Annotated in this window: 21 protein-coding genes and 1 tRNA gene; 13 read left to right on the top strand and 9 right to left on the bottom strand. The window is 57.5% G+C overall.

From position 1 onward, the window contains the following. Positions 1-3: 3 nt before the first annotated feature. From tmk to ACR0IP_RS15450, 3 genes are read right to left on the bottom strand one after another with little or no spacing between them, the layout of a single operon-like run. Entirely contained in the window at positions 4-630 is a 627-nt protein-coding gene (tmk, locus tag ACR0IP_RS15460; protein ID WP_480526531.1) for a dTMP kinase, read from the bottom strand. Beyond that, entirely contained in the window at positions 627-1,793 is a 1,167-nt protein-coding gene (locus tag ACR0IP_RS15455) for a D-alanyl-D-alanine carboxypeptidase family protein (protein ID WP_480526529.1), read from the bottom strand. The genes tmk and ACR0IP_RS15455 overlap by 4 nt, the downstream gene beginning before the upstream one ends. 16 nt (positions 1,794-1,809) lie before the next feature. Then, positions 1,810-3,126, bottom strand: coding sequence for an SPOR domain-containing protein (locus ACR0IP_RS15450; RefSeq protein WP_480526528.1), 1,317 nt, complete (start codon positions 3,124-3,126; stop codon positions 1,810-1,812). Between the two features lie 202 nt (positions 3,127-3,328). Between ACR0IP_RS15450 and ACR0IP_RS15445 the strand changes: the two genes are divergently transcribed. After that, positions 3,329-3,418 (top strand) — tRNA-Ser (locus ACR0IP_RS15445). A 375-nt stretch (positions 3,419-3,793) separates the two neighbouring features. On the opposite strand, the gene ACR0IP_RS15440 is transcribed toward ACR0IP_RS15445, so the two are convergent. Genes ACR0IP_RS15440 through ACR0IP_RS15425 form a run of 4 tightly spaced genes read right to left on the bottom strand, consistent with a single transcriptional unit; the run spans position 3,794 to position 6,112 of the window. After that, complete coding sequence (locus ACR0IP_RS15440) at positions 3,794-5,299, bottom strand: recombinase family protein (protein ID WP_480526678.1); 1,506 nt, start codon at positions 5,297-5,299, stop codon at positions 3,794-3,796. Next, entirely contained in the window at positions 5,197-5,472 is a 276-nt protein-coding gene (locus ACR0IP_RS15435) for a hypothetical protein (RefSeq protein ID WP_480526526.1), read from the bottom strand. Before ACR0IP_RS15435 ends, ACR0IP_RS15440 begins: the two co-directional genes overlap by 103 nt. After that, the gene (locus ACR0IP_RS15430) at positions 5,469-5,885 is read right to left on the bottom strand and encodes a DUF2924 domain-containing protein (protein ID WP_480526523.1); all 417 of its coding nucleotides are present in this window, start codon (positions 5,883-5,885) and stop codon (positions 5,469-5,471) included. Before ACR0IP_RS15430 ends, ACR0IP_RS15435 begins: the two co-directional genes overlap by 4 nt. Beyond that, on the bottom strand, positions 5,882-6,112 hold the full coding sequence (locus ACR0IP_RS15425; protein ID WP_170554399.1) for a DUF3489 domain-containing protein: 231 nt from the start codon (positions 6,110-6,112) through the stop codon (positions 5,882-5,884). The genes ACR0IP_RS15430 and ACR0IP_RS15425 overlap by 4 nt, the downstream gene beginning before the upstream one ends. A 448-nt stretch (positions 6,113-6,560) precedes the next feature. On the opposite strand from ACR0IP_RS15425, the gene ACR0IP_RS15420 reads away from it, so the two are divergent. The 7 genes from ACR0IP_RS15420 (at position 6,561) to ACR0IP_RS15390 (ending at position 15,335) form a co-directional block, all read left to right on the top strand. Further along, positions 6,561-7,955 (top strand): site-specific DNA-methyltransferase, encoded by a 1,395-nt coding sequence (locus ACR0IP_RS15420; protein WP_480526521.1) that lies wholly within the window; start codon positions 6,561-6,563, stop codon positions 7,953-7,955. After that, the gene (locus ACR0IP_RS15415; protein ID WP_170719166.1) at positions 7,948-8,397 is read left to right on the top strand and encodes a DUF5681 domain-containing protein; all 450 of its coding nucleotides are present in this window, start codon (positions 7,948-7,950) and stop codon (positions 8,395-8,397) included. Before ACR0IP_RS15420 ends, ACR0IP_RS15415 begins: the two co-directional genes overlap by 8 nt. Beyond that, complete coding sequence (gene terL / locus ACR0IP_RS15410; RefSeq protein ID WP_480526520.1) at positions 8,378-9,868, top strand: phage terminase large subunit; 1,491 nt, start codon at positions 8,378-8,380, stop codon at positions 9,866-9,868. The genes ACR0IP_RS15415 and terL overlap by 20 nt, the downstream gene beginning before the upstream one ends. Before the next feature lie 585 nt (positions 9,869-10,453). Beyond that, the gene (locus ACR0IP_RS15405) at positions 10,454-11,479 is read left to right on the top strand and encodes an ABC transporter substrate-binding protein (protein ID WP_117872863.1); all 1,026 of its coding nucleotides are present in this window, start codon (positions 10,454-10,456) and stop codon (positions 11,477-11,479) included. Between the two features lie 90 nt (positions 11,480-11,569). Next, the gene (locus tag ACR0IP_RS15400; RefSeq protein ID WP_425085059.1) at positions 11,570-13,696 is read left to right on the top strand and encodes an ABC transporter permease; all 2,127 of its coding nucleotides are present in this window, start codon (positions 11,570-11,572) and stop codon (positions 13,694-13,696) included. Continuing rightward, the gene (locus ACR0IP_RS15395; RefSeq protein WP_425085049.1) at positions 13,693-14,766 is read left to right on the top strand and encodes an ABC transporter ATP-binding protein; all 1,074 of its coding nucleotides are present in this window, start codon (positions 13,693-13,695) and stop codon (positions 14,764-14,766) included. Before ACR0IP_RS15400 ends, ACR0IP_RS15395 begins: the two co-directional genes overlap by 4 nt. Before the next feature lie 2 nt (positions 14,767-14,768). Beyond that, the gene (locus ACR0IP_RS15390; protein ID WP_170660750.1) at positions 14,769-15,335 is read left to right on the top strand and encodes a histidine phosphatase family protein; all 567 of its coding nucleotides are present in this window, start codon (positions 14,769-14,771) and stop codon (positions 15,333-15,335) included. A 6-nt stretch (positions 15,336-15,341) separates the two neighbouring features. Here the strand turns inward: ACR0IP_RS15390 and ACR0IP_RS15385 are convergent, their stop codons facing one another. After that, entirely contained in the window at positions 15,342-16,109 is a 768-nt protein-coding gene (locus tag ACR0IP_RS15385; protein WP_170660751.1) for an inositol monophosphatase family protein, read from the bottom strand. A gap of 500 nt (positions 16,110-16,609) precedes the next feature. Here ACR0IP_RS15385 and ACR0IP_RS15380 point away from each other — a divergent pair, with 500 nt between their 5' ends. The 5 genes from ACR0IP_RS15380 to arcC are packed head-to-tail and all read left to right on the top strand — an operon-like array spanning position 16,610 to position 22,705. After that, positions 16,610-18,097 (top strand): YfcC family protein, encoded by a 1,488-nt coding sequence (locus tag ACR0IP_RS15380; protein WP_480526519.1) that lies wholly within the window; start codon positions 16,610-16,612, stop codon positions 18,095-18,097. 9 nt (positions 18,098-18,106) lie between these two features. After that, positions 18,107-19,486 carry an amino acid permease gene (locus ACR0IP_RS15375; protein WP_480526518.1) on the top strand — a complete coding sequence of 460 codons (1,380 nt, stop codon included), beginning with the start codon at positions 18,107-18,109 and terminating at the stop codon, positions 19,484-19,486. Next, a complete protein-coding gene (locus ACR0IP_RS15370; protein WP_170719940.1) occupies positions 19,483-20,709 on the top strand; it encodes an arginine deiminase in 1,227 nt (408 codons plus the stop codon). The genes ACR0IP_RS15375 and ACR0IP_RS15370 overlap by 4 nt, the downstream gene beginning before the upstream one ends. Before the next feature lie 55 nt (positions 20,710-20,764). Beyond that, entirely contained in the window at positions 20,765-21,763 is a 999-nt protein-coding gene (gene argF / locus ACR0IP_RS15365; RefSeq protein ID WP_170423409.1) for an ornithine carbamoyltransferase, read from the top strand. 3 nt (positions 21,764-21,766) lie between these two features. After that, entirely contained in the window at positions 21,767-22,705 is a 939-nt protein-coding gene (gene arcC, locus ACR0IP_RS15360) for a carbamate kinase (protein ID WP_480526517.1), read from the top strand. 246 nt (positions 22,706-22,951) lie between these two features. Here arcC and ACR0IP_RS15355 read toward each other — a convergent pair whose 3' ends face one another. Next, positions 22,952-25,690 carry a cation-translocating P-type ATPase gene (locus tag ACR0IP_RS15355; RefSeq protein ID WP_480526516.1) on the bottom strand — a complete coding sequence of 913 codons (2,739 nt, stop codon included), beginning with the start codon at positions 25,688-25,690 and terminating at the stop codon, positions 22,952-22,954. Between the last annotated feature and the right edge of the window lie 216 nt (positions 25,691-25,906).

The following is a 25,906-nucleotide window of genomic DNA, read 5'->3' as shown; positions in this document are numbered from 1 at the left end:
CGTCTATCGCAAGGCTGCCTCGACGATATCTCTCACATCGTGGGCGACACTGTCCATGTCGCGATTGCCATCGATGACGCGAAACCGGTCGGAAAACTCATCGGCCAGCGCCAGAAACCCAGCGCGCATCTGTTTTTGTAGGGCAGGGCCGAAATCTTCGAACCGCTCCTCGGTGCCCTGTCGCCCTTTGGCGCGGGACAAGCCTGTGTCCGGATCCATGTCGATCAGCAGGGTCATGTCTGGCTCGCGTCCGATCACCAGGTCATGTAGCTGATCGACCACCGCCCGCAGGTTCCCGCGGGACAGGCCCTGATACATCCTTGTGCTGTCGGCAAAGCGATCGCAGATCACCACATTACCCGCAGCCAGGGCCGGTTCGATTGTTCGTTCCAGATGATCGCGACGGGCGGCGGTGAACAGCAACAGCTCGGTTTCCGCCGACCATCGGTCAGGGTCGCCTTCCAGTACGAGGCGGCGGATTTCTTCTGCCCCCGGCGACCCGCCGGGTTCGCGCGTCAGCACGACCTGATGGCCCGCATTGCGGAGAGACTCGGCCAGCATCCGGGCCTGAGTTGATTTGCCTGATCCGTCTATGCCTTCAAAGGTCAGGAATAACCCGCGTTGCGTCACATCGACTCCAGCGGGTTATTGATAACGTCTTTCAGGACAATCCCGCCAACGGTCATCATTCGCACCATGAAACCGCCCAGCGGGACGTCCTCGGCCGCGAACAGAGGACGGCGAATCTCGGGCAAACCCTCGGGCTTGATCACGAGCTCGGCCAGTTGCTGGCCTTTGGCAACAGGTGCGTTGATGGGGCCGTCATAGACAACCTCGGCTTCGATATTCTGGGTGCCCAGAACCGGGAACAGTACGTTCAGGTCACCTTTGGGCACCAGACCCACGGTCTTTTTCTCACCCATCCAAAGTTTGGCTTCGGCTATCGGCGCTTCTTCGGTGGCAACTGTCCTCTCGACAAAATTTCGAAACGACCAGTTAACCACGGACTCAGCCTCCTCTGCCCGCTGAGCGGTACTGTCTAGGCCGGTGAGAACGAAGATCACCCGGCGATCACCTTGTTTGGCCGATCCGACAAGGCCGTAGCCGGCCTCTTGCGTGTGGCCGGTTTTTAGGCCGTCGGCCCCAATGTTCAGCCGTAGCAGCGGGTTGCGGTTGCGCTTGTTCGAAGGCGCGCGCCCGTCAAACTCGAATTCTTCTTCGGCGAAGAGAGGGTAATATTCGGGGAAATCCGTGATCAGCCTATCCGCGAGAACGGCCAGATCATGCACGGACATCATATGCCCAGCAGCGGGCCAGCCGTTGGAGTTGGCAAAGTTCGAGTTGTTCATCCCCATCTGCTGCGCGCGCTGGGTCATATAGCGGGCAAATCCGGCCTCGGTCCCATCGGGGCTGAGCGCCTCGGCGATCACCACGCAGGCGTCATTGCCGGACAGCACGATGACACCGCGTATCAGATCCTCGACAGTCACACGGTCCTGCGTGTTCAGGAACATGGTTGAGCCGCCATAGCTCATGGCATGTTCCGAGACAGGCAATGTCTCCTGCAGCGTCAAACGCCCATCACGTAGCGCTTCGAACGCGACATAAAGCGTCATGAGCTTGGACATGGATGCAGGCGGAAGCGGCTGATCAGCGTCTTTGGAAAGAAGCACGGTACCTGTGGTTTGATCCATCACATATGCCGCGCGTGCCGAGGTGTCGAACGCGTGGGCGGGCAGGGCCAAAACAGCCATCCCGAGGGTGAAAACGGATGTTCGCAATGCGGATAGCATAAGGTGCCTCCTGTTCTCAGTTGGCCACGGTGAAAGCATCGCCAAAGCCCAGATCTTTCACGTCGTTCTGGATGGCCTTGCGCTCGGCGCGGGTGGCGGCGGGTCCAACCAGCACGCGCCAGACGGTGTTGTCTTCGGTCTTTAACTCTCGCACCTCGGCCGACATGCCGTTTCTGCGGATCTTGGCGGCGGCGCTGTCGGCATTGGACTGAACACCAAACGTGCCGACCTGAACAAAGGGTTTCGAAAGCGAGGATGTCGTGGCGGCCGTCGCGGCGACAGGCGTGGGCTCTGCGGCGTCGATAGCTGCTGCGGCCCCTTCGATCGGATCAAGCGTGGTTTCGGTGATTGCGTTGGGATCTTTTTTCTGCCACCACTTGCGCTTGGTCGGTTTTTCCGCAGGCGCAACCACCGGTGCATCGGTCAAAGCCGGAGACGTGCTGGCCGCCGATATCTCTGCGGTGGCCTCGACGGCGGCCTCGGCGCCATCCACGGCTGCGTCCGAGGCAACAGCGGCTGCGCCTACAGCGCCGGCGGTCGCCGCGGCGGTGGGTTCTTTCTTCTGCCACCATTTGCGCTTGGCCGGTTTTTCCGTCTCGGAGGTAGCTTCGGGCGCATCAACTTCGGCCACGTCACTAGTTACGGCGGCCTCGGCCCCATCTTCGGCTGCGTCTGAGGCAACAGCGGCTGCGCCCACAACGCCTGCAGTCGCCGCTGCGGCAGGGGCTTTTTTCTGCCACCATTTGCGCTTAGCCGGTTTTTCCGTGCCAGAGGTGGCTTCGGATGCATCAACCTCGGCCACGTCACTGGCGGCGGCGGTCTCGATGCTTGCTTCGGGCGCAGTCTCGATCTCGGCTACCTCGGGCTCGGGCGCGACTTCTACGGTTTCGCGCCGCAAGGCAACCACGTTGATCTTGGTCGGCGCGCCGGCAAGAATACCTAGTTGCTCCGCCGCCGCAGATGATACCTGCAAGGCGGGGCCGGGCAGGTTGCGTTCACGCCGGAACAAAGCGCCGGTCACCGATTTGTTGTTCGTGGCGTTTTTGATGATCACCCGTTCGGGCTGAGTCACATCCGGATGAGCCACCCAGATCCCGCCCAGAGAGGGACGACCGTCCCACAGTCCGGCCTCGGTCAATTGGAACACGTCCGGTGCCTCGACATCGCGCTGTGTGTCGCCGGAGGACTGCGGGAAAAGTTCGTTCTTGCTGGTATTTTCGTCGGGTTTTTCTGCGGTTGCCAGCGTTTCCTCGCAACCCGACAACACCACCAAGGCTACAGCCAAGCACGCCAGCCGTTTTGGCCCTGGGCGGATCTCAGTCGCTCGCTTCATTTTGTCATCCCTTGCCTGAAGGGGCCTCGTTCCCCGAGCCCCACCGTCAGCCAGCCGGTTCTTCGCGCCAGTCTGCTGCGGTCTTTCATGCGGATCATAACGTGGGTACGGTTCTATGGAAAGTCCGCTGCTTGGGCTTCGGCAAGATTTCCCGATTTCGACTTGCCTCTGATTTCAGTTGGCCTTAGACCCTGCTTTCGACGGGGAGGTGGCAGAGTGGTCGAATGCGGCGGTCTTGAAAACCGTTGGGCGTGAGAGCGTCCCCAGGGTTCGAATCCCTGTCTCCCCGCCACTCATACCTGTCTCACTTCAGTTGTATTTTCTGATCCGGAATTGTTACGCAATTCCCGCGCGTTGGCGCATGCGCTTTCAATCAGAGACGAAGCAAACCGTACATTCAGAGGACAATTCAGGCGCCAGTCTCAGTGTCGCATTTTAGCGGGGTCGCTTTGGGCTGGATTTCCCTGATAACCTGCAATTTACAGGGAATTTTCGCAAACCGGGACTGACTTCCGTCATTTCTCTTATCAGAACTGTATGTTTTTCAGAGGTTAATGCTGCAAATTCCCTAAAAGGTGGAACAGGGAATTTTCTCGTGGGAACAGGGAATTGTGCCGACGGATCAGGGAGGGCGAACCCTGTATCAGGGAAGCAGGATCTGGAGCTATCAAAAGCCGAACAGGCGTTCCTGTTCGGACCAATCAAGTGGGTGGGTCTTGCTGACCAGACGCTTGAGTGTGAGTTCGGGCGGCTGGGTCCCGTCGAGAATCGCCGTTTGAATCTTTGGTGAGAGAAAGGCGAGCTGAGCACGGGTGCGGATGAAGGCGTCAGGGACGCTTTCGCGGCGGGCAATCTCCATCAGTTGAACTCCGGCCTTCAGATCACGGGCCCAGCCATGCGCGCGGATCAGCATGGACCGGAGGTGGGGATCAGGTTGGGGTGCCATGTCTCCGGCGATGATCTTGGCCTCGACGCCGCGGCGGCGCAGATCGAAAGATGTGGTGATGTCGGTGAGATCCGGGTGCAGATGATCGGCCGCGATGCCAAGTGCGCTTGCCAGAGTTTTGGGGTTAAATTCGAGGTCGATCTGACCTCGTGCAAGTTTGCCTTTGGCCAGAAGAGCAGCGCCGATCTGACAGCCATGGCCTAGAAGCCGGGTTACTAAATCCGCAACTGAAGTCTGAACTGCCTCGGCTGACCCGGCCTCCGGCTGCGCCAGTACTTGGTGCGCCGCGGCGGCGTCTTGCAAATGTCTGACGATGACATCAATGACCGCGTTTTCCAGCGCAGGGCCGGGCAGTCGCCAGCCAGAGATATCCTTGCCGCCTGAGATCAGTCGATTGGAGATATAGTAGCGCAACCGTCGGCCTTTGCGCGTGGTGTGGGTCGGCGTCAACCGATCACCAGTTTCGTCATACAGCAGACCGGTGAGCCAGGCCCCGGGGTCAGTGGAGTGTTGGCGCGCATCGGAGTCGCCGCGTGCCCGCGAGCGGTTGGAGGCCTGTCGCATTTTTTCCTGCACCCGGTCCCAGATGTCCTGATCGATGATCGCCGGATGTTGTCCGTCCCAGATCTTATCCTTGTGGCGGATTTTTCCGAGATAGACCGGATTGCGCAGCAGGTAATAGATTTGACCCCGTGACAGCGGACAATCCCCCTTCACACTGCCATCTGTCCGAACAACCCGTTTTGACCGCAGGTCTTCTGCCGTTGCCCGTTCTTCTACTTTGCGCAGGCAACCAAGCTCGTCATAAAGCCCAAAGAGATGCCGGACCGTTCTGGCCTCCTCTTCATTCACCACCAGCGTTCTTGCCTTCGGATCGGGGTGGCGATCATAGCCCAGAGGCAGGTTGCCACCCATCCAAAGCCCCTTCTTCTTCGATGCTGCAATCTTGTCGCGAATACGTTCGGCGGTGACTTCCCGTTCAAACTGAGCAAAGGACAACAGCACATTCAGCGTTAACCGGCCCATGGAAGATGAGGTATTGAAGGCCTGCGTGACGGACACAAAAGAACAGTTTGCCTGTTCCAGCCGGTCGACCAGCTTAGAGAAGTCGGCAAGCGACCGGGTCAGCCGGTCAATCTTGTAGACCACCACCATGTCAATACGCCCGGCATCGATCTCTTCAAGAAGGCGCTGAAGGGCAGGGCGTTCGAGTGTGCCGCCAGACAGGCCGCCGTCATCGTAGCGCCCGGGCAGTGGGTCCAGCCTTCATGTCGCTGGCTGGCGACATAGGCCGCGCAGGCCCCATATTGCGCATCCAGCGAATTGAAGTCCTGATCCAGACCATCTTCTGAGGACTTGCGCGTGTAGATGGCGCATCGGATTTTACGGCGCGGGCTCATTTGGCCGCCTTGCCGGTGAGCCCAAAGAAACGCGGCCCTGACCAATGCGCGCCGGTAATCTCTCGGGCGATGGCCGAGAGTGAGCGATAGGACCGACCGTTCCAAGTGAAGCCGTCTTCTGTAACGTCGACTACATGGGTCACACTATTCCACTCGCGTAGCAGGCGCCCGCCGGGTTTTAGGGCAGGGCATGTAGGCCGGGGTTTCTTCCCAGCGCCCTTTTCCAGCGTGGCTTTGACCTGCCGGGGTAGCCCGCCGTGACGGCGGGACTGCACCTCAAAGGCGATAAAGCGGCGCAGAAAGGGTTGGCTGAGCATGGCGGGGGCGGGTTGATCAAACAGTTGCTGCCAAAGCGTGACCAGATCCGATCGTCCCATGACGGCCAGATCGGCAACATCGCTCGTCTTGGTCATGACTCTTCTCCTGTTCCCACCGTCAGGTGATAGGTGGAAGAACCATCTGGTTTGTCGGATGTCCGCCTTTCAATTGTGACGCCTTTTTTCCGCAGGCCGCTTAGAGCCGCTCGGACCGAATGAAGCTGCCACCCCGTTGCTTTGCAGAGCGCCTCAAGGCTGGCGCCGCTCGGGCGACGCAACAAAGCTTGAACCTTGTCAATTTTGGTTTGCTTCCGTTTGGACATGAACTGTCTCCTCTGATCTTGGGTCAGCGAGATGCCGAACCCCGGTACCGAGGGGCGCCCGAATGGCTCGGGCGTAGGTTCAGTGATGCGTGGTTTACGGCAACAGTCCAGCTCTTTCTGAAACGATTACTGGAGGCGTGTGTTTTGAAGTGCGACGCTGCCGTACCCCCGATTATTCGTCAACAATCTTAATTGGTTACTTTTAGTTTGGGGGGTTGCGTCTCGTATTGATGGCACCTACATTCGACCTAATCGCCCGGACTATCGGGGCGGGAAACTGCTCCCGCAGGCAGCACTCATTGGAAACACAGGTTTCCGCAGAGAGCATTCAAAGGAGCAACGTCTCGGATCGATTGGTCCGGGGAGTTGCTATTTGTGCTCTCTCCGATTTTCCAACGCGATCCCTCCATCTCGACGTCCGCGCGGCGTCACGCAAAAGGAGGCGGTTATGCCTGCCAACAAAACACAAAGTGACGCTCTGGCGTCCAATACGCCGATCTGGATGGCGGAGAAAGTCATCCAATTGAAGATCAGCCAGATCAAGCCCTACGCCAACAACAACCGCGTGCACGCGGCCAAGAATATCGACAAGCTTAAGGCATCGGTGGCCCAGTTTGGCTTTGTCACTCCGATCCTCGTGGATGCTGAGGGTACCATCATCGCGGGTCATGGCCGCTGTGAGGCCGCTAAGGCCCTGGGGTTGAATTCCGTACCGACTGTTGTCGCGGATCACTTGTCAGATGCAGAAGTTCGTGCTTTGCGCATTGCGGATAACAAGCTGGCGGAATTGTCCGACTGGAACGAAGCGGCCCTTCAGATTGAATTTGCGGAGCTGATGGATCTCAGCCTTGATGGCGAGCTGGATTTTGATCTGGAAATCACGGGGTTCGAGGCACCGGAGATCGACATCATCATCGATAGTGCGGACGAGGCCACGGAGACGGAAGCGGAAAGTGTAGAGGCCCCGGACCCTGCGGCACCCGTAATCACGGAGCCGGGCGATCTTTGGGTTCTTGGAGATCATCGCATCTTCTGCGGGGACGCCCTTCAAGCCCAGAGCTACGACACCTTGCTGGAAGGCGAGACCCCGCAGATAGTCTTCACCGATCCGCCTTACAACGTACCGGTCAATGGGCATGTGCGGTCCGGCAATAGCGCCGAACACCGCGAGTTTGCCATGGCGTCGGGAGAAATGTCGAATAGCGAGTTCCGCGGCTTTCTTTCAGGCGTGATCACCCAGTTGTTTGGCCGTCTGCCAGACGGGCGTATTGCAATGATCTGCATGGACTGGCGTCATATCGAAGAACTGATTGCGGCGGGCAAGGCAGGTGGCTTTGATCTCATCAATCTCTGCGTCTGGAATAAAACTAACGGAGGGATGGGCAGCCTTTATCGTTCCAAGCACGAGCTGGTTGCGATCTTCAAGAAACCAGGTGCTGCGCATGTCAACAATGTCGAATTGGGCAAACACGGGCGCAACCGGACCAATGTCTGGGATTATGCCGGTGTGAACAGCTTTGGGGCAGGGCGCGAGGCGGATCTCGCGGATCATCCCACGGTGAAGCCGACAGCTCTGGTTGCAGATGCCATCATGGATGTGAGCCACCGCGGCGACGTCGTGCTGGATGCCTTTGGCGGGTCCGGCGCGACCTTGCTGGCGGCTGAGAAAACCGGGCGCCGGGCGCGGCTGATTGAGCTCGACCCGGTTTATGTCGATGTCGCTATCCGACGTTGGCAGGAGATGACTGGTGAGAACGCCGTGCATGCGGTGACAGGCCTGACGTTCGATGCGCGTTCTGCGGCCAGCGACACCACCTCGAAGCAGGAGGCGGATCATGTCTGACGATACGAAAGATTACGAAGTGGGCTACGGCAAACCGCCCAAAGCGACCCAGTTCAAGAAAGGCAGATCCGGCAATCCAAAAGGCCGGCCGAAAGCGTCGAAGAATGTTGGGTCGATGCTTGAGGAGGTCTTCTTTCGGAAAATCTCAATCACCGAGAATGGATCACGCCGCGAGGTCACGATGCTGGAAGCAATTCTGCGCCAGTTGGTGAATGGGGCAGTCAAAGGCGAGATGCGCTCGATTGACCGGGTGCTCAAACTGTTGCCCGCGGTTCAGGAGGCACGCGCCGCAGAATTGGCGGGTGGCGAAGGCGCAACTGCGGCCGACCCCGGTTCAGACCTGGCCGCCCTGGAAGTGCTGGCAGATATGTTTGGCAGCGATCCGGATCAGCTTTTTGCAAGCATCCAGGGAGGCATCGACGATGAATGCCCTGAATTCTGATGATCGCAAAAGGCTGGCAGAGGCTGCGATGCGTGAAAACCTCTACGCATTCCTTGCGGGCAGTTTTGCTATCTTGTGTCCGGGCGAGAAGCTTGCCCGGGCCCCTTACCTGGAGGCCATGTGTTATGCCCTTCAACGCGTGGCCTCCGGTGAGTGCCAACGGTTGATGATCTCGATAGCCCCTCGCCATCTGAAATCGATCTGTGGATCTGTATTGTTGCCAGCCTTTGAGCTTGGACGCGATCCGACAAAGAAAGTGGTTGTTGTCAGTTACGGCAAAGATCTGGCGCGAGAACATGCGGAACAGTTTCGACGGCTGGTGACCAGCCCGTTTTATCAGCGCCTGTTTCCAAAGATGAAGGTCGATCCCAAACACAACCGGTTCGAACATATGAAAACCACTAAAGGCGGCGGGCGCAAATCGGTCTCTCTTGGCGGTGGTATCACCGGCTTCGGTGCAAACCTCATTATCATCGACGATCTGGGTAAACCCTCTGAAATGCGCCACGATACGTACCGGCAGGAGTTGCGTGACTTCTTCGACCAGACCCTGTTCTCGCGGCTGAACGACAAGCGCACCGATCGTATTGTCTCGATCCAGCAGCGTCTGCACCCGGATGACTTCTCGGCCTACCTCTTGGAAAAGGACACATTTGACCATCTTTGCCTGCCGTCGATCGCGGAGGTCCCGGAAGAGATCCCGCTCTACAACAACCGTGTGCTGAAGCGTCGGCCAGGGGACTTGTTGAACCCAGAGCGGGAACCGCAGGAGGTTCTTGATCGGATCAAGGCCGACATAGGCAATTTTGCCTTCCAAGCACAGTATCAACAGAACCCCACGGACGGTGAAAACGAATTTCTCTCAATGTCCGATTTGCATCTAGTGGAAACCTTGCCGGACGAAGACGTGTTCGTCCGGCGGGTCCAAAGCTGGGATACAGCCGCGAAGGATAGTCCGCGTTCTGACTTTACGGTGGGGCTGACCTTTGGGTGGCATGCGTATGAAGAGAGATGGTATTTGCTCGACGTCTTTCGGGCTCGAACGAACTATACTGAGGTGCGCAACGCTGTTCTTCGATTGCGCAAACAGTGGCGCGCGGACCGGGTCCTGATCGAGTCCTCGGCGATGGGTATCCACCTTTTGGATGAATTGAAACGCACCGCTGCAGGTGTTTACATGCCCGTCAACGTGGTCACCGACAAACTGGACCGCTTCATCCCACAGACCGACTGGATAAAATCTGGTAAGTTAGTCATCCCTACGGACAAGCCCTGGTTTGATGAGTTTCGTAGGGAACTGCTGGCGTTTCCGGATGCTGTCAAAGATGATCAGGTAGATGCCCTGACCCAGTTCGCTGAATACATGCGTCGAAGGCAAGGGACGTATCTCGATACAAATCCTTACACCGGCCGCCGCCAAGGCAACTATCGACCCGAACGACCAAGAAGGGAAGATCGCATGCGGTTCTGACGCCAGCGAGGGCGTTTTTCAGCGACCTTGGGTTGGATATCAAGTCTTCGACCTCGAACGTCTGCGATGGAGCGCAAAGCTGCCGTTAGGACCAACTGCAGCGAAGGTCCGCTCGAGCCCATTGTTGACGTTCGGAGGGTAAATTTCCTCGGTCAAGTAGCGCGATGAGAACGCACTCACTGCGTGAACCCACACATCACAAGTGGGGTCAAAATCGGAAGCTAGCTTTCAACATTCGCGGCAAAATCTGTATGACCGCTAGACCATCTGATTGCCCAGAACATATTCGCCAATTGGCGCAAGTATCAAGCTCCGCGCATTCGAAGGCTATGGGTGAACTTGCGATCTTCCTTTGAATAATGCTTGCAATGGTGCTTCGTTTGGATCGCACTGATTTTGTCGCTCTGCAAAAATCCTTGCGAAACAAGTGCTAGAGTGGTCAGACTTACATAGTCACAAAGAGGAAAAGCCGTACCGAGACCGGTGATATAAGAAGATGCCACAATTAAGCGTGGCCGCCCTCACAGGTGACATGACAGTTCCCGGCTCAAAGCTGGAAGCCGGATAGTTATGGGAGGAAAGACTTTGAAAAAATTGACAAACACACTTGCTGGCTCACTGATCGCATTCGCCGCTTCCATGGGTGCTGCGCAAGCCGACAAGCTGACATTCTACTGTTCGGCGCAGGAAGACTGGTGCCAGCTGATGGCGCGCAGTTTCGAGGACGCCACCGGCATTGACGTGAACATGACTCGCAAATCCTCTGGCGAGACTTTTGCGCAAATCCGTGCGGAAAGCTCAAACCCAAAAGGAGATGTCTGGTGGGGCGGCACTGGTGACCCGCACCTTCAAGCCGCCGAAGAAGGTTTAACTATGGAATATGTCTCGCCCATGCGTGACCAATTGCATGACTGGGCAATTTCACAGGCCGAAAGTGCTGGCAACAAGACCATCGGTATCTATTCGGGTGCGTTGGGCTATGGCTACAACTCTGACCTCCTGGCGGCCAACAACCTGCCTGAACCCGCCTGCTGGAAGGACCTGCTCAAGCCTGAGTATAAAGGGCACGTTCAGATGGCGAACCCGAATTCGTCCGGAACTGCCTACACGACGCTGGCGTCGATGGTGCAGATCTTTGGCGAGGACGAGGGCTTTGAGTTCATGAAAGGCCTTCACGCCAACATAAATCAGTACACCAAATCCGGTTCGGCGCCCATCAAGGCCGCGGGTCGTGGCGAGAACACGATAGGCATTGTCTTCATGCATGACGCGGTCAAGCAGGCGGTATCGGGCTTCCCTGTAAAGGTTGTCGCCCCGTGCGAAGGCACTGGTTACGAGATCGGTTCGATGTCGATCATTGAAGGCGCTCGCAACGAAGAAGAAGCCAAAAAGTTCTACGACTGGGCGCTGAGCGCCGAAGCGCAAAACCTCGCGCTTGAAGTCAATGCCTTCCAGGTTCCGTCCAACAAGGGTGCGCAAACATCTGAAAGCGCCCCGGATATGAGCCAGATCAAGCTGATTGACTACGACTTCAAAAAGTACGGCTCCTCTGATGAACGTAAGCGTCTGCTGCAAAAGTGGGACGAAGACGTTTCGGTTCTGCCGCAGTAAGTGACTGACACTGCGAAAACCAGGACCCACCCGGTATTGATCTTCTGGATCATTGTCGGGTGGGTCGGCTACGTCCTGCTGCCATGGTACATGGTTGAGGATGGCCTTTGGTCATTTGAATGGCTCTTTAACGGCTATCCGTATGACGAAGATTTTGCGCCCGCTCTATTTCTGATCGGGCAGGGTGAAAAGCTCTGGCTTGCACCCTTGCTGATACCGCTGGCATTGCCAATTCTGGTGCTTGGGAAACCTAAATCTGATCCGATCTACGCTAAGATCCTGATACTTGCGGGTGCACTGGGCTTTGGCTGGCTGATTGCGCAAGGCTTCGGGATCGGCATTCGCGGCTTCAACTTCGACTGGCTCAAGGCCCTGTTTGGCGCGCCAAAAATCCGACAGTTCGGCATGGGGTATGGCGCGATGCTCTGTGCGTCGGCCTTCCTGTTCCTGCTCACGCAGGGCATCGCGGCGCGCGGTGCAGTCAACGGCGATGTGTTTGTCGTCAGCGCCATCGGCGGTGTCATTACAATTGTCACCGCCTTCGTGTTCTTTCCAATTGCCAACATGCTGTTTTCGGCCTTTGTGACCGAAGACGGCGCCTATTCGGTATCTGTTTTTGCCTCGAAGTTCTTTGATGATCGTCTCTGGGGATTGGGGTGTTTTTGGGGTGCGAAATGCGGCGCCGCGTGGAACTCCCTCTTTTTGGCCATTCTCGTCGGCCTGATCACCACGGTTCTGGGACTTTGTTTTGCGCTTGTGGTCACCAGGTCAGGGTTTCGGTTCAAGCGTGGGATGCGCGCGCTGACTGTTTTGCCAATAATCACGCCTCCCTTCGTAATCGGGCTGGCCTTGATCCTACTCTTCGGTTTGTCCGGGTCGGTCACAGTCTTTTTCGCTGATCTTTTTGGCGTGCAACCGTCGCGGTGGCTCTATGGAATGCCGGGCGTCCTGATCGCCCAGACGCTGGCCTTCACTCCCATCGCATTTCTGGTGCTGATTGGTGTTGTCGAAGGCGTGTCGCCGTCGATGGAGGAAGCCGCCCAAACGCTGCGCGCCAATAGGTGGCAAACCTTCCGAACGGTGTCGCTGCCCCTGATGAGACCCGGTCTGGCGAATGCATTTCTGCTCGGCTTCATCGAAAGCATGGCCGACTTCGGCAACCCGCTTGTTCTAGGCGGTAATTTTGACGTTCTGTCGACCGAGATATTCTTTGCCATCGTCGGCGCGCAATATGATCAGGGTCGGGCCGCCGTGCTGGCCATGGTACTGCTCTTCTTCACGCTGTCTGCTTTTTACGCGCAGCGCGCCTGGCTCGGTAGGAAAAGCTACACCACCGTTTCCGGCAAGGGGGACGCCGGGGTGCATCCGCTGATGCCCAATGGGCTGGCAATACCCGTGCTGGCCATCGCGACCATCTGGGCGCTGTTTACAGCGGTTGTGTACGGCATGATCATTTACGGCAGCGTCGTTGAGCTTTGGGGTGTCAACAACACGCTCACCTTCAAACACTATTTCACCGCCTTCTCAGTTCGCTTTGAAGAGGAAGGTATCCGCTGGACGGGTGCCGCATGGGACAGTTTCTGGACCACCATCAGCATTGCGGCCATAGCGGCTCCGCTGACGGCAGCTGTAGGACTGGTGACCGCCTACTTGCTCACGCGCCAAAATTTCTCCGGAAAAAACGCCTTCGAATTCGGAACGATGCTGTCCTTCGCCATTCCCGGTACCGTCATCGGGGTCAGCTACATCCTGGCTTTCAACGTTCCCCCGATTGAAATCACAGGCACTGGTGTGATCCTCGTGATCAGCTTCATTTTCCGCAACATGCCCGTCGGCGTGCGTGCGGGCATTGCATCCATGTCGCAACTGGACAGGTCGCTTGATGAATCCTCGCTGACTCTGGGTGCAAACTCGTGGCAGACGTTCCGACGCGTGATCCTGCCCCTGCTCAAGCCCGCCATCCTAGCGGCACTCGTCTACAGTTTTGTCCGCGCGATGACCGCGATCTCGGCAGTCATTTTTCTGGTATCGGCCGAATACGACATGGCGACCAGCTACATCATCGGGCGCGTCGAGAACAATGACTACGGCCTTGCCATCGCCTATTCCACCACGCTGATCTTCGTGATGCTGGCATCTGTAGGGCTTTTGCAATTCCTCGTGGGCCGCGTGCAGATCGGACGGCGCACCCAGATCGGAGCGGAAAGAACGACATGACGGATACCAACATTGCTAGTAAAGCCGCGCCGGTTCGGTTCGAAGGAGTGTCAAAAGTATTTGGCAAAGATGTCGTGGCCGTCGACAACATCGACCTGCATGTGGAAGCAGGTAAACTGGTGACGCTGCTGGGACCATCGGGCTGCGGCAAAACAACGACGCTGCGCATGATTGCCGGTCTGGAGATGGCCAACTCGGGCAGGATCGTGATTGGCGATCGCGACGTGACCAAGCTGCCCGCGACTGATCGCGATGTGTCTATGGTGTTTCAGTCTTACGCCCTGTTCCCACATATGAGCGTGCTGGAAAACGTGATGTACGGTTTGACATTCTCCGGCTTTGCTAAGAGCGAGGCCAGATCGCGCGCGCTCAAAGGGTTGGAACTGGTGGGCCTCAAGGGCTTCGACAACCGTTTGCCTAGCGAGCTGTCAGGAGGCCAGCAACAACGTGTCGCAGTCGCCCGCGCGCTGGTGCTGGAACCGCAGGTGCTGCTCTTTGACGAACCCCTTTCGAACCTCGATGCCAAACTGCGCCGACAGGTGCGCGAAGACATTCGCTCCATTCAGCGGGACCTCGGACTGACGGTTGTCTATGTAACCCATGATCAGGAGGAAGCGCTTGCCGTGTCCGACGAGATCGTCGTCATGCGTAACGCCGCCATCGCCCAGATCGGCACACCACGGCAACTCTATGACGCACCAATCGACCGCTTCGTGGCTGACTTCATCGGTGAAGCGAACCTGATCGAGTGCAAAATCGTCGAAGTCGATGGCGATCAGGCGACAATCGACATCGAAGGTCACCGCCACAGCTTGCCCTCTCGCGATTTGCCCGTGGGTCCGGCAACGCTGGCGGTGCGTCCGTCCCGCATCCTGATCGGATACGAAACCGGCATCCCGGTAAAAGTCTCCAAAGCTACCTATGTCGGCGTGCGCATGGAATATACGCTGACCGGCGCATTCGGACAGGTGTTTGCCGTGCAGGACGACGTGGATGATCCGTTGCTACCGGGCGCTGACGTCAAAATGGCCTTTGCAGACCGGGGACCGGTTTTGCTGCCGAAGGGCTGACATTGCCGAAACTCGTTATCATTTCGCACCCGGAAGTGGTCGTGAACCCAGAGATCGCAATCACCAACTGGGAACTGAGTGAGGTGGGCCGCACCCGGGCCGAAGCATTTGCAAATGCGCCGATCATGGCTTCGGTCAGCGCCATCTGGTCCAGCACCGAACGCAAGGCAGAACAGACAGCTGCGATCCTGGCCAAACCGCACGGCCTTGAGGTGAAGGTAAACCCGGCGCTGGGCGAAAATGACCGCAGTGCCACCGGTTTCTTGCCACCGCACCAGTTCGAAGCCGCCGCCGATGCATTCTTCGCTGCACCCGACGTGAGCTTTCGCGGCTGGGAAACCGCGACAGATGCTCAGGCCCGGATTGTCGGGGCAGTCACGTCAATCATGGACGCGCACGATGGTGGTGATCTTGCCATCGTAACCCACGGCGCGGTTGGGACGCTGCTGTGGTGTCATCTCTCCGGGGTGCGGATTGATCGCCAGCACGACCAGCCTGGGCAGGGGCATTTCTGGAGCGCTGATTTGGACACGCTGTGCTGCAACCCCGGCTGGCGGGCTATCGCCTGACGCAAATCAGACGTGCCACGCCTTCTCGCAAATTGCTTTGAGATCATCAAAGATCTTTGGCGTACCGGCAATGACACGGCCACCATCGCGGATCATTTCATTCACGTCCTGTTCTTCGACGACGCCGCCCGCCTCTGTGATCAACAGCTGACCGGCAAGACAGTCCCACGCGTTCATATGCTCTTCGACGTACCCCAACAGCCGGCCTGCTGCGACATAGGCAAGCGACAGCGCGCCGCTTGCATTGCGATGATACATGGCCCCGCGTTCGATGATGGCTGAAATGATTGGTATCACCTTTGCCGCTTCGATGCGGTTCGAATATCCGACCGAGACGGTCCCGCTTGCCATATCGACGCCTGATGCGACCTGCATTGGCTGCCCGTTGAGCGTTGCTCCCGCCCCCCGCATGGCGACATAGGTCTCAGCCACGTTCGGCTCGTGAATGACACCGATTTGTGTTTGTCCCTCTGAAACAACCGCCAGGACGATCGTCCACGCCGGAATGCCGTTTACGAAGTTCGTGGTGCCGTCAATTGGGTCTATTACCCAGTCAAACCCACTGGACCCTGATTTCGCAGCGTGCTCTTCTCCGAAGATTGCGTCATCGGGATAGGCCTCGGCTATTTTTTCGCGAACATACGTCTCGACATTCCGGTCGGCTTCGCTGACCCAATCCTGAGCACCCTTTGCATCCACCACCAGAGTGTCTCTATTGCCAAAATATTTTATAGCCAATGCACCTGCTTCTTCAGCCAATTTGGTGGCGAACATACTTCGATCAGAGATGCTATGCACTCGACCCTCCTGCCGTTAAATTCTGTTTCTGATTATGAACAATAGGCGGTGCCGGGGGTCAGCACCACTAAGCAACATTGAAACCCGTTTCGTCGGTTTCTTCAGATACATATTACGACAACGAAATGAAGCCCCAAACTAATCGTGGACAGCGGACCTATGCATTTGATGTCTCTTACGTGAAGGCCCGCTTTGAGCGCGTTGTAGCCCAAAGCCGATTAATTTCCGACGGTACAGCTTAAACCCATAAAACCTTTGACCGACCATAAATCTAGCGACTGCCTTGTCCGCAGAGCGGTCATTCAGACGGAACGCAGCGAACGACCGCTCTGAGCCCATGGCAGACATTGTTCAATGTGTTCGACAACCTCACGTTTTACGAAAGTGACAAGTCACCGCGTTGGTACTAAGTTGAGACATAAATATTCAAATATTTGACTGCCCAGTTTCTCAGCTTCACCCAGCGCGAGTTTCATATGTTCAAGTTCAAATTTCCTACCGCCTTTACCATTCTGTTCATACTGATTGCCGTCGTGGCCGCCCTTACGTGGGTTATTCCGGCCGGTGAGTACGACCGTCAGATGAACGAAGCTCTGGGCAGCGAAGCGCCTGTCCCGGGCACCTACCACGAAGTCGAGCCGAACCCCCAAGGACTTACGGCAGTTATCCTTGCCCCGATTGCAGGTATGTACGATCCTGGTCTTCTGGGAAGTTCATCCAGCGCGGCGATTGATGTCGCTTTGTTTGTTTTAGTCATCGGCGGTTTCCTGATGGTTGTCACCAAGACAGGAGCTATCGACGCCGGCATCGGTTGGTTGCTGCACAGGTTGGCAGGGCGGGAAATCCTGATGATCCCAATCCTGATGATCGCCTTTGCCTTTGGCGGGACAAGCTATGGCATGGCCGAAGAATCCCTCGCGTTCTACGCTCTGATCATTCCGGTTTTTATTCGGGCAGGGTACGACTCCTTGACCGGGGTTGCGGTGATCATGCTAGGCGCAGGCATTGGGACCCTGGGCTCAACCTTCAACGCATTTGCGACAGTTGTTGCCTCGCAAGGTGCGGGTATTCCGTTCACGAACGGGATCGTTCTTAGGTTCATTATCCTTGTCCTTTGTCTTGCTGCGGGCATCGCATTCGTCATGCGATACGCATCACGCGTGAAAGCCGACCCGTCATTGTCCGTGGTGGCCGATCAGGCCGAGGAAAACCGGGCGCATTTCCTAAAGGGTTCGGAAGGCGATGATACGTTCCCCGAGATGACCAAGACGCGTTCGATCATTCTGGTTCTTTTCGGGATTACCTTCGCCATCATGATCTATGGTGTTGTCGCGCTGGGGTGGTGGATGGCCGAGATGTCCGGTCTCTTCCTGGTGATGTCCATCATCGTTTGGTGGGTCGGGAAAACGGATGAAGGGTCCAGAATGGACGAAGGGACCTTTGTGGAAACCTTCGTTGATGGCGCGCGCGATTTGCTGGGCGTTGCCCTGATCATTGGCGTCGCGCGCGGTGTTGTCGTCATTATGGACGCGGGCAAAATCACCGACACAATCCTCGCCGGAGCCGAGGGGTTTGTCTCGGGGCTGAGCGAGTTTGCTTTTATCAACGCGATGTTTGGCATTCAGATCTTGATGTCATTCCTGGTGCCGTCCTCGTCAGGGCTGGCCACGCTTTCGATGCCGATCATGGCACCACTGGCAGACTTTGCGGGCGTCGGTCGTGACCTGGTGGTTACAGCGTATCAGTCAGCAAACGGATGGGTGAACCTGTTCAACCCGACATTTGCCGTCGTCATGGGAGGGCTAGCCATTGGTCGTGTGTCATATGACCGGTGGCTGCGCTTTGTTTTCCCGCTGCTCGTAATTCTAGCCGTGATCATCTGCGCCGCACTTACCGTTGGGGCCATAACTGATCCGGGGATCGACGGGCCGGCAACCGAGACTTCAGACACAACATCGAACTGAGCCGTCGCAATGACCGATCGCTCCGCTCCAGAGACGACTTCGACATCAGGTGCCCTAGGGCTGACGGCCTGTATCGCTTTGGTTGTTGGAAACATGATCGGGTCGGGAGTGTTCCTTCTACCAGCGTCACTTGCACCGTTTGGGCCAATCGCAATTGGTGGGTGGATTCTGACTTCGGCAGGGGCGCTTGTTCTCGCGATCATTTTCGGAAGGCTGTCACGCGTCGTTTCGAAACCCGGTGGCCCCTACGCCTATTCGCAAGAAGCATTCGGAGACTTTGCAGGCTTCATTATTGCCTGGGGGTACTGGATCGCACTTTGGACCGGGAACGCAGCTGTTGCTGTCGCGTTGGTGGGATATCTGGGTTTCCTGTTCCCAATTATCATCGAAGTGCCAATGTACGGCCTATCGACCGCGTTGGTTGCAATCTGGACGCTCACCTTGGTCAACATCCGAGGGGTCGAAGGGGCTGGTTTGGTTCAGATCGTGACCACCGTGCTCAAGCTAGCTCCGCTGATTTTGATTGGCACATTGGGTATCTTCTGGATCAACACCGAGAACTATGTTCCGGTCAATCAAAGCGGCACCACGGCGTTTACGGCGATTTCTGCCGCGGCTGCTCTGACGCTTTGGGCCTACCTGGGTCTTGAATCTGCGACGGTTCCCTCTGGTGATGTTATCGAGCCGGAAAAGACTATCCCGCGCGCCACCGTGATCGGCGTGATTATCGCCGCAAGCGTCTATATCTCGGTAACCGCCGTTTCGATGGGCGTCATTCCTGCCGAGTTGCTCGCTGTTTCCGCCGCACCTCTGGCAGCCGTCGGTGAGGTGATGTTTGGTCCCGTTGGCGGCGTCCTTGTTGCTGTGGGCGCGGTGATTTCGACCTTTGGCACTTTGAACGGCTTTACACTGCTCAGTGGCCAGGTCCCTTACGGTGCTGCCTTGGATCGCGTCTTTCCTGCAGCCTTGGGCCAAAAATCCAAATTTGGAACGCCTGCCAATGCGTTAATCCTGTCGAATGCGCTGGCTTCGGTTCTGATCATCATGAACTATGCGCAAGGGCTGGTCGCCGCATTCAACTTTGTCATTTTGCTCGCCGTTGTCGCCAGCCTTTTGCCCTATGCCATCTGCTCTGTGGCCGAGATTATGATCCGGCTGAAAGGCGGGCAGGTCCTGCATGGCCCGGAACTGGCGAAGGTCATCGTACTGGGCGCGCTTGGGTTCATTTATTCGGTCTGGGCCTTCATCGGCTCAGGCGCCGAAACTGTTTTGGTTGGCTCGGTCCTGCTGCTTATGGGCGTGCCTATCCATGTCTGGGTTCGCTGGGGCCAGGCCAATGACATTGAAGAGATTCAGAAAACGGATAGTTCGAAAGGAGAGTTGCCATGAAGCTCGGCGTTCATTCCGAGATCGGAAAGCTCAACAAGGTGATCGTCTCGCGCCCTTCACTGGCGCATGATCGTCTGACACCACGAAATTGCGAAGAGCTTTTGTTCGATGACGTGATCTGGGTCGAGCAGGCCCGCAAGGACCACGCAGAATTCTGTTCCCTGATGCGAGAACGCGGGGTCGAGGTCTACGACATTCAGGATCTGCTGGCTCAAGCCATCGCAGACGACCCCGCAGCGCGCGCCTTCCTTCTGGACCGTCTGATCACGCCCAACATGGTCGGCTTGGGCTTTTCCGTAGAAATGCGTGCTTGGTTGGACGAGATGGACGCCAAGCTGCTTGCTCGCCATATGCTTGGCGGCATCATCTTCGCAGACCTGCCCAAGGGTATGATCGACGAACAGTTCGGTGATCTGGTTTCTCTGGGCGACTTTATCCTTCCCGCCATCCCCAATGCGCAGTTCCAGCGCGACCCCTCCTGCTGGATTTTCGATGGCGTGACGACGAACCCGATGTTCTGGCCTGCTCGTAAACCGGAAACCCTGATCATGCGTACGGTGTATCGCCACCATAAGATGTTCAAGGACGCCGAGTTCGAGTTCTGGTGGGGCGACAGCGACGACGATTTCGGCCTGGCGTCGGTCGAGGGTGGCGACGTTCAACCGGTGGGCAACGGTACTGTCTTCATAGGAATGGGCGAACGCACAACCAGGCAGGCCGTCGCCCAGGTTGCCGAAGCGCTGTTCAGGAAAGGCGGTGCTGAACGTGTCGTCGCCTGTGCGATGCCAAAAAGCCGCGCGGCCATGCATCTGGATACCGTCTTCACTTGCCTTGACCATGACAAAGTCACTGCATTCTCGGAAGTTGCGGACCAGATCACCTGTATCTCGATCCGCCCGGGTGACCGCGGGGACTTGGATATTCACGTGGAAAAAGGACACCTGTTCGACGTCTACAAAGAAGCCCTGGGATTGAACTCGCTTGAGGTCATTTCGACCGGCGGCAACGAGTTCCAGGCCGAGCGCGAACAGTGGGATGACGGCAATAACGTCGTGGCCCTCTCGCCCGGTGTGGTCGTTGGCTATGCGCGCAACACGTTTACGAACGGCAAGATGCGCGCAGCCGGCGTCGAGGTGATCGAAATCTCGGGTCAGGAATTGGGACGCGGTCGCGGTGGTGGCCACTGCATGACCTGCCCGATCGACCGCGACCCCGCCTATTGAATTTACCTTGGGTGCAATCCCCTGCGCCCACTGATTTTTGTTAGGGAGAGACAAAATGGCATTCAATCTCAAAGGCCGTAGCTATCTGAAAATTGCCGATTTCAGCCAGCGTGAAATGCTGTACCTGCTGGATCTGGCCCGCGATCTGAAACGCGCGAAATATGCCCGCGCCGAACAGCCGTCGCTGACCGGCAAGAACATCTGCCTTATCTTCGAAAAAACTTCGACGCGCACCCGTTGCGCCTTTGAAGTGGCCGCCTACGATCAGGGTGCGAACATTACGTATCTCGATCCATCGGGCTCGCAAATCGGGCACAAGGAGTCGATGAAGGACACAGCCCGCGTATTGGGCCGCATGTTCGACGGGATCGAATTCCGCGGCGCGGGTCAGGACATGGTTGAAACGCTGTCAGAGTATGCCGGTGTTCCGGTCTATAACGGCCTGACGGATGACTGGCATCCGACCCAAATGCTTGCCGATATGCAGACCATGATCGAGCACGCTGACAAGCCTCGCAAGGACATTGTCTATGCCTACTCGGGCGACTGTCGGTCGAACATGGGCAACTCGCTGCTGATGTTGGGCGCGATCATGGGCTGCGACGTCCGGATGATCTCGCCGAAAGAAACCCAGCCCCATGACGATGTGCGCGAATTGGCGATGGAGCGGGCTGAAAAGACCGGTGCACGTGTGACCATCACCGACGATACCTCGGCCGTAGAGGGCGCGGATTTCATTCATACCGATGTCTGGGTGTCGATGGGTGAGCCAAAAGAGGTCTGGGCTGAGCGGATCAAGCTGCTGAGCCCTTATCAGGTCAACATGGATCTGATGAAGAAAACCGGAAATCCGGCTGTCAAGTTCATGCACTGCCTGCCCGCCTTCCACAATCTGGAGACCAAGGTCGGTCAGGACATTCACGAACAATTTGGCATCACCGAGATGGAAGTGACCGAGGAGGTCTTCGAAAGCGATATGAACATCGCGTTCGAGCAAGCCGAAAACCGGATGCACACGATCAAGGCGATCCTCGTCGCGACATTGGGAGCCTGAACCATGGGACGCGTTGTTGTAGCACTTGGCGGCAACGCGCTTCTCAAACGGGGGGAGGCGATGACAGCGGACAATCAGCGCAAGAACGCGAAGATTGCCGCCGAAGCCCTCGCCCCGCTCTGCGAAGCGTACGAAACCGTCATCACTCATGGCAATGGCCCGCAGGTCGGGATGCTGGCCCTGCAAGAGATTATGTATTCGGATGTCGAGGAGTACCCGCTGGACGTTTTGGTCGGCGAAACGATGGGCATGATCGGCTACATGATCGAGCAGGAGCTTGGTAACATTCTGCCTTTCGAGCATCATATCGCCACCCTGTTGACCATGATCGAGGTAGACCCAAGCGACCCGGCCTTCGACAACCCTACCAAGTTCATCGGGCAGGTTTATTCCGAAGCGGACGCCAAGAAAGAGGCGGCTGACAAGGGCTGGACGGTGAAACCGGATGGCGAGTACTGGCGGCGCGTGGTGCCCTCGCCGCGCCCGAAACGTATCTTTCAGGTCGAACCGATCCGTTGGATCCTGGAAAAGGGCGCGACCGTGATCGCTGCTGGCGGAGGCGGCATCCCGACGATGTACGAGGCAGGCGCTGAAAGGAAACTGGTCGGGGTCGAAGCCGTCATCGACAAGGATTTCGCCTCGTGCCTTCTGGCGCAGAACCTTGGCGCAGATTTCTTTGTCATCGCTACAGATGCAGAAGCCGTGTTCCTGAACTGGGGAACGCCTGAACAAACAGGAATTAGATCGATCACTCCGGATTCATTGGATGAGTACGACTTCCCCGCCGGGTCAATGGCCCCCAAGGTTCAGGCGGCACAAGACTTTGTGCGATCCTCGGGCGGTCGTGCGATCATTTGCGCCCTAGCCGATGTTCCTGCAGCCGTTCGCGGTGAAAAAGGTACGACAGTATCGCTAGAGGCGGGGGAAACACAGTTTCACTAGGCCCGAAGAATAGGCTTTGTTGATTGTAATGCCTTCTATGGGACACCGGGGTCGACACTGCGCGCTGCGCGTCACTAGATCGTGCGTATGGGTTATCAGGCCATAAAATTTAACTTCCTCTGACATCCTTGTGGGCGGAATGCTGGCCAGGCACAATGCAGACCCTCTGCCAAGAAGTTGACAACGAATGGGTGCTTCAGGATGTCCATTCTAGCACCTTCAGTGCCGTTCTAAGCAAAGGTAGCGTCAGAGCCATTTCAGTCCGAACATTTCCTTCAGCGCAGACAACAGAAGCGTGGGCAGTGCGGCGATGAAGAACACTCCGAGCAAATGCGACAGAGGCAGGGAAACTGTTCCAAGCACGAAATGTCCAGCGCCGGTATAAATGGCGAGAAGAGACAGCAATATGGAAATGCTCACCGCTCCAAGCAAGGTGCGGTTGCCGAGCGGCGACTTGCGGTAGAGCGTGGAGGTCGTTCGGGCGTCGAAAATATGCCAGATCTGGGCAAAGATCAGTGTCATGAACGCTGCTGTCTGGGCGTGTTCCAAGGAGGCGCCTCGTTCGAGAAACTCCTGGAAGACATAAAAGGTCAGCAGGCCGAGCAGCGTTCCCCGGATCAGGATCCGCTCCTTCATTCCGCCGCCGAACAGATTATCGTCGCGCGGGCGCGGTGGGCGCTGCATCAGGTCGGGTTCCGCTTTCTCGAAGCCGAGTGTCAGAGCCGGTAGCCCATCCGATACAAGATTCACCCAGAGGATCATCAGCGGTGTGATCGGCAGGAGCGGGTCTGCCCCCATCAGTAGGAAGGCGAACAGGATCGTTGAGACCTCGGCCACGTTGGCGGTGAGCGCCTGCCGAATGAATTTCAAAAGATTGTCGAAGATGCGCCGGCCTTCGCGGACTGCCGTCACGATGGTGGAGAAATTGTCATCGAGCAGCACGAGGGCAGCGCTGTCCTTGGCGACCTGCGTGCCGGTGATGCCCATGGCGACACCAATATCCGCCGCTCGCAGAGCGGGCGCGTCGTTGACGCCATCCCCGGTCATTGCCGCCACCTCGCCATTCTCCTGCATGGCATTGACGATGCGCAGCTTGTGCTCCGGGGTCACCCGGGCAAAGACGGCCGCGTGCTGCACCATCTCTTTCAAATCCTGATCGCTCATCTGGTCGAGCTCGACCCCGGTATGAACCGTCTGCGCGTCGCTGGTGCGAATGCCGATCTGTTCCGCAATCGCTTGGGCGGTCACGGCGTGGTCGCCGGTGATCATCACCGTTCGGATGCCGGCCCCGGTTGCCTCCGAAACGGCGATGGGTACTTCGCTGCGCGGCGGGTCCATGATGCCGTGAATGCCAAGCAGTACGATCCGCTGCTCGGGATCGGCATGGTCCAGATCCTCTTCTGCCACCTCCCGATAAGCCACGGCGAGGGTCCGGAGCGCCTTCTCGCCGAAACTGTCGATCACCGCCTCGATCTCTTCCCGCAAAGCCGGGGAGATCTCAAGCGTTTCCCCGGCCATGCGGACATGGCTCGCCCTTGACAGGATCACATCAGGCGCCCCCTTGGCGCCGAGTACAGTGCGCCCATCCGGCAATCGAGCGAAGACAGACATCATCTTGCGCGTTGAATCGAAGGGGAATTGCCGAAGCGCCTCGACCCGCGCTTCTGTCAATTTCTCGCGGGAAATCCCGACCTTGGCCGCGGCCACGACCAGAGCGCCCTCAGTCGGGTTGCCCTGGATCGCCGGGCGCCCGTCAGCCTCGACCATACGCGCATCGTTGCAATAGGCGGAGACGGCCAGCATCTGCCGAAGATCCGTTTCGGCCTCGATCTCGGCCACGCTGCCGTCTTCGGAACGGAACTCGCCATGCGGATCGAACCCCTCGCCGGTCACTTCCCAATCCTTGCCACCGGCCCAGCATTGCATCACCTGCATTTGGTTCTGCGTGAGCGTGCCGGTCTTGTCTGAACAGATCACCGAGGTCGCGCCGAGCGTTTCTACAGAGGAAAGCCGTCGCGCCAAGGCGTTGCTGGCAACCATGTTTTGTGATCCCAGCGTCAGAACGATGGTGACTACTGTCGGCAGGCCCTCCGGGATCGCCGCGACCGACAGCGAGATTGCCGTGTTCAGCATCTCAGCCGCATCCATTCCATTGACCACGCCAATGCCGATCACGATGGCGACCACGATCAGGGCCGCCATGATCAGCACCTTGGAAAGGCCCTCGATCTTGAGTTGCAGCGGGGTTTTTGGCTCTTTCGCAGAGGACATGAGGGCAGCGATGTGACCGACCTCGGTCTCCATTCCGGTGCCCACGACAATGCCTTCACCAGCGCCGCCAGTGACCTGCGTGCTCATGAAGCCCATATTCAGACGATCGGCCAAAACGACGTCTTCGTCCTCGATCGGATCGGCATGTTTGTCGACCGGTTCGGATTCTCCCGTCAACGCGGCTTCGTCGACCTGCATCCGGCTGGCGGTGACAAAGCGAATGTCGGCGGCCAGAATGTCACCGGCTTTTACTCGCAGAATATCGCCCGGCACGAGATCCGCCGCCGGTACCTCGACGATCTCGCCGCCGCGGCGCACGAAGGCCTGCGGTGCAGACATCTCCCGCAGGGCTGCCAAGGACTGCTCGGCCTTATATTCCTGCCAGAAGGAGATGAAGGCGTTAAAGACGGCGATCGCGAATATCGCAATCGCATCAACCCAATGCCCCGTATAGGCCGAGACAAGAGCACCTGCTATCAGGATGATCAGCAGCGGGCTTGCGAATTGCCGCAGGAGCATCTTCCATGGCGGAACTGTTGCAGTCTCTTCCAAGCGGTTTGTACCGTGTGTTGAAAGCCGCTTGGCCACCTCGTCCGGATTCAATCCCGTCTCAGGGTTCACGCCGAGGTTTTCGGCGACCGCTCTACCGTCCAACACCCAAGGTGCGTTCGCGTTTCCAAGAACCGATGGGGTTGTCTGTGCGAAACCTGACATTCTCAACTCCGAATGAGCAATTGCGTGACCGGATAAGTCTTGGGGTGCCAGTGCCCATTCTCAGCCAATGAGCCAACCTGCGCAGTTCATTGACGGTTCTCCAATTTGTGATGCGCACGCCTTTATCCAGATACCAGCAGCGACGGAGCTTTGTCATCTGCAAAATCGAGAAAGGTAAGAAAAGCAGATGTTCGCCATTGAATGGAATACGCCCAG

The sequence above is a fragment of the Ruegeria sp. AL11 genome, from assembly GCF_056540865.1.
Note: the sequence above shows the minus strand (reverse complement) of the source record. Positions and strands in the feature narration are given on the sequence as shown.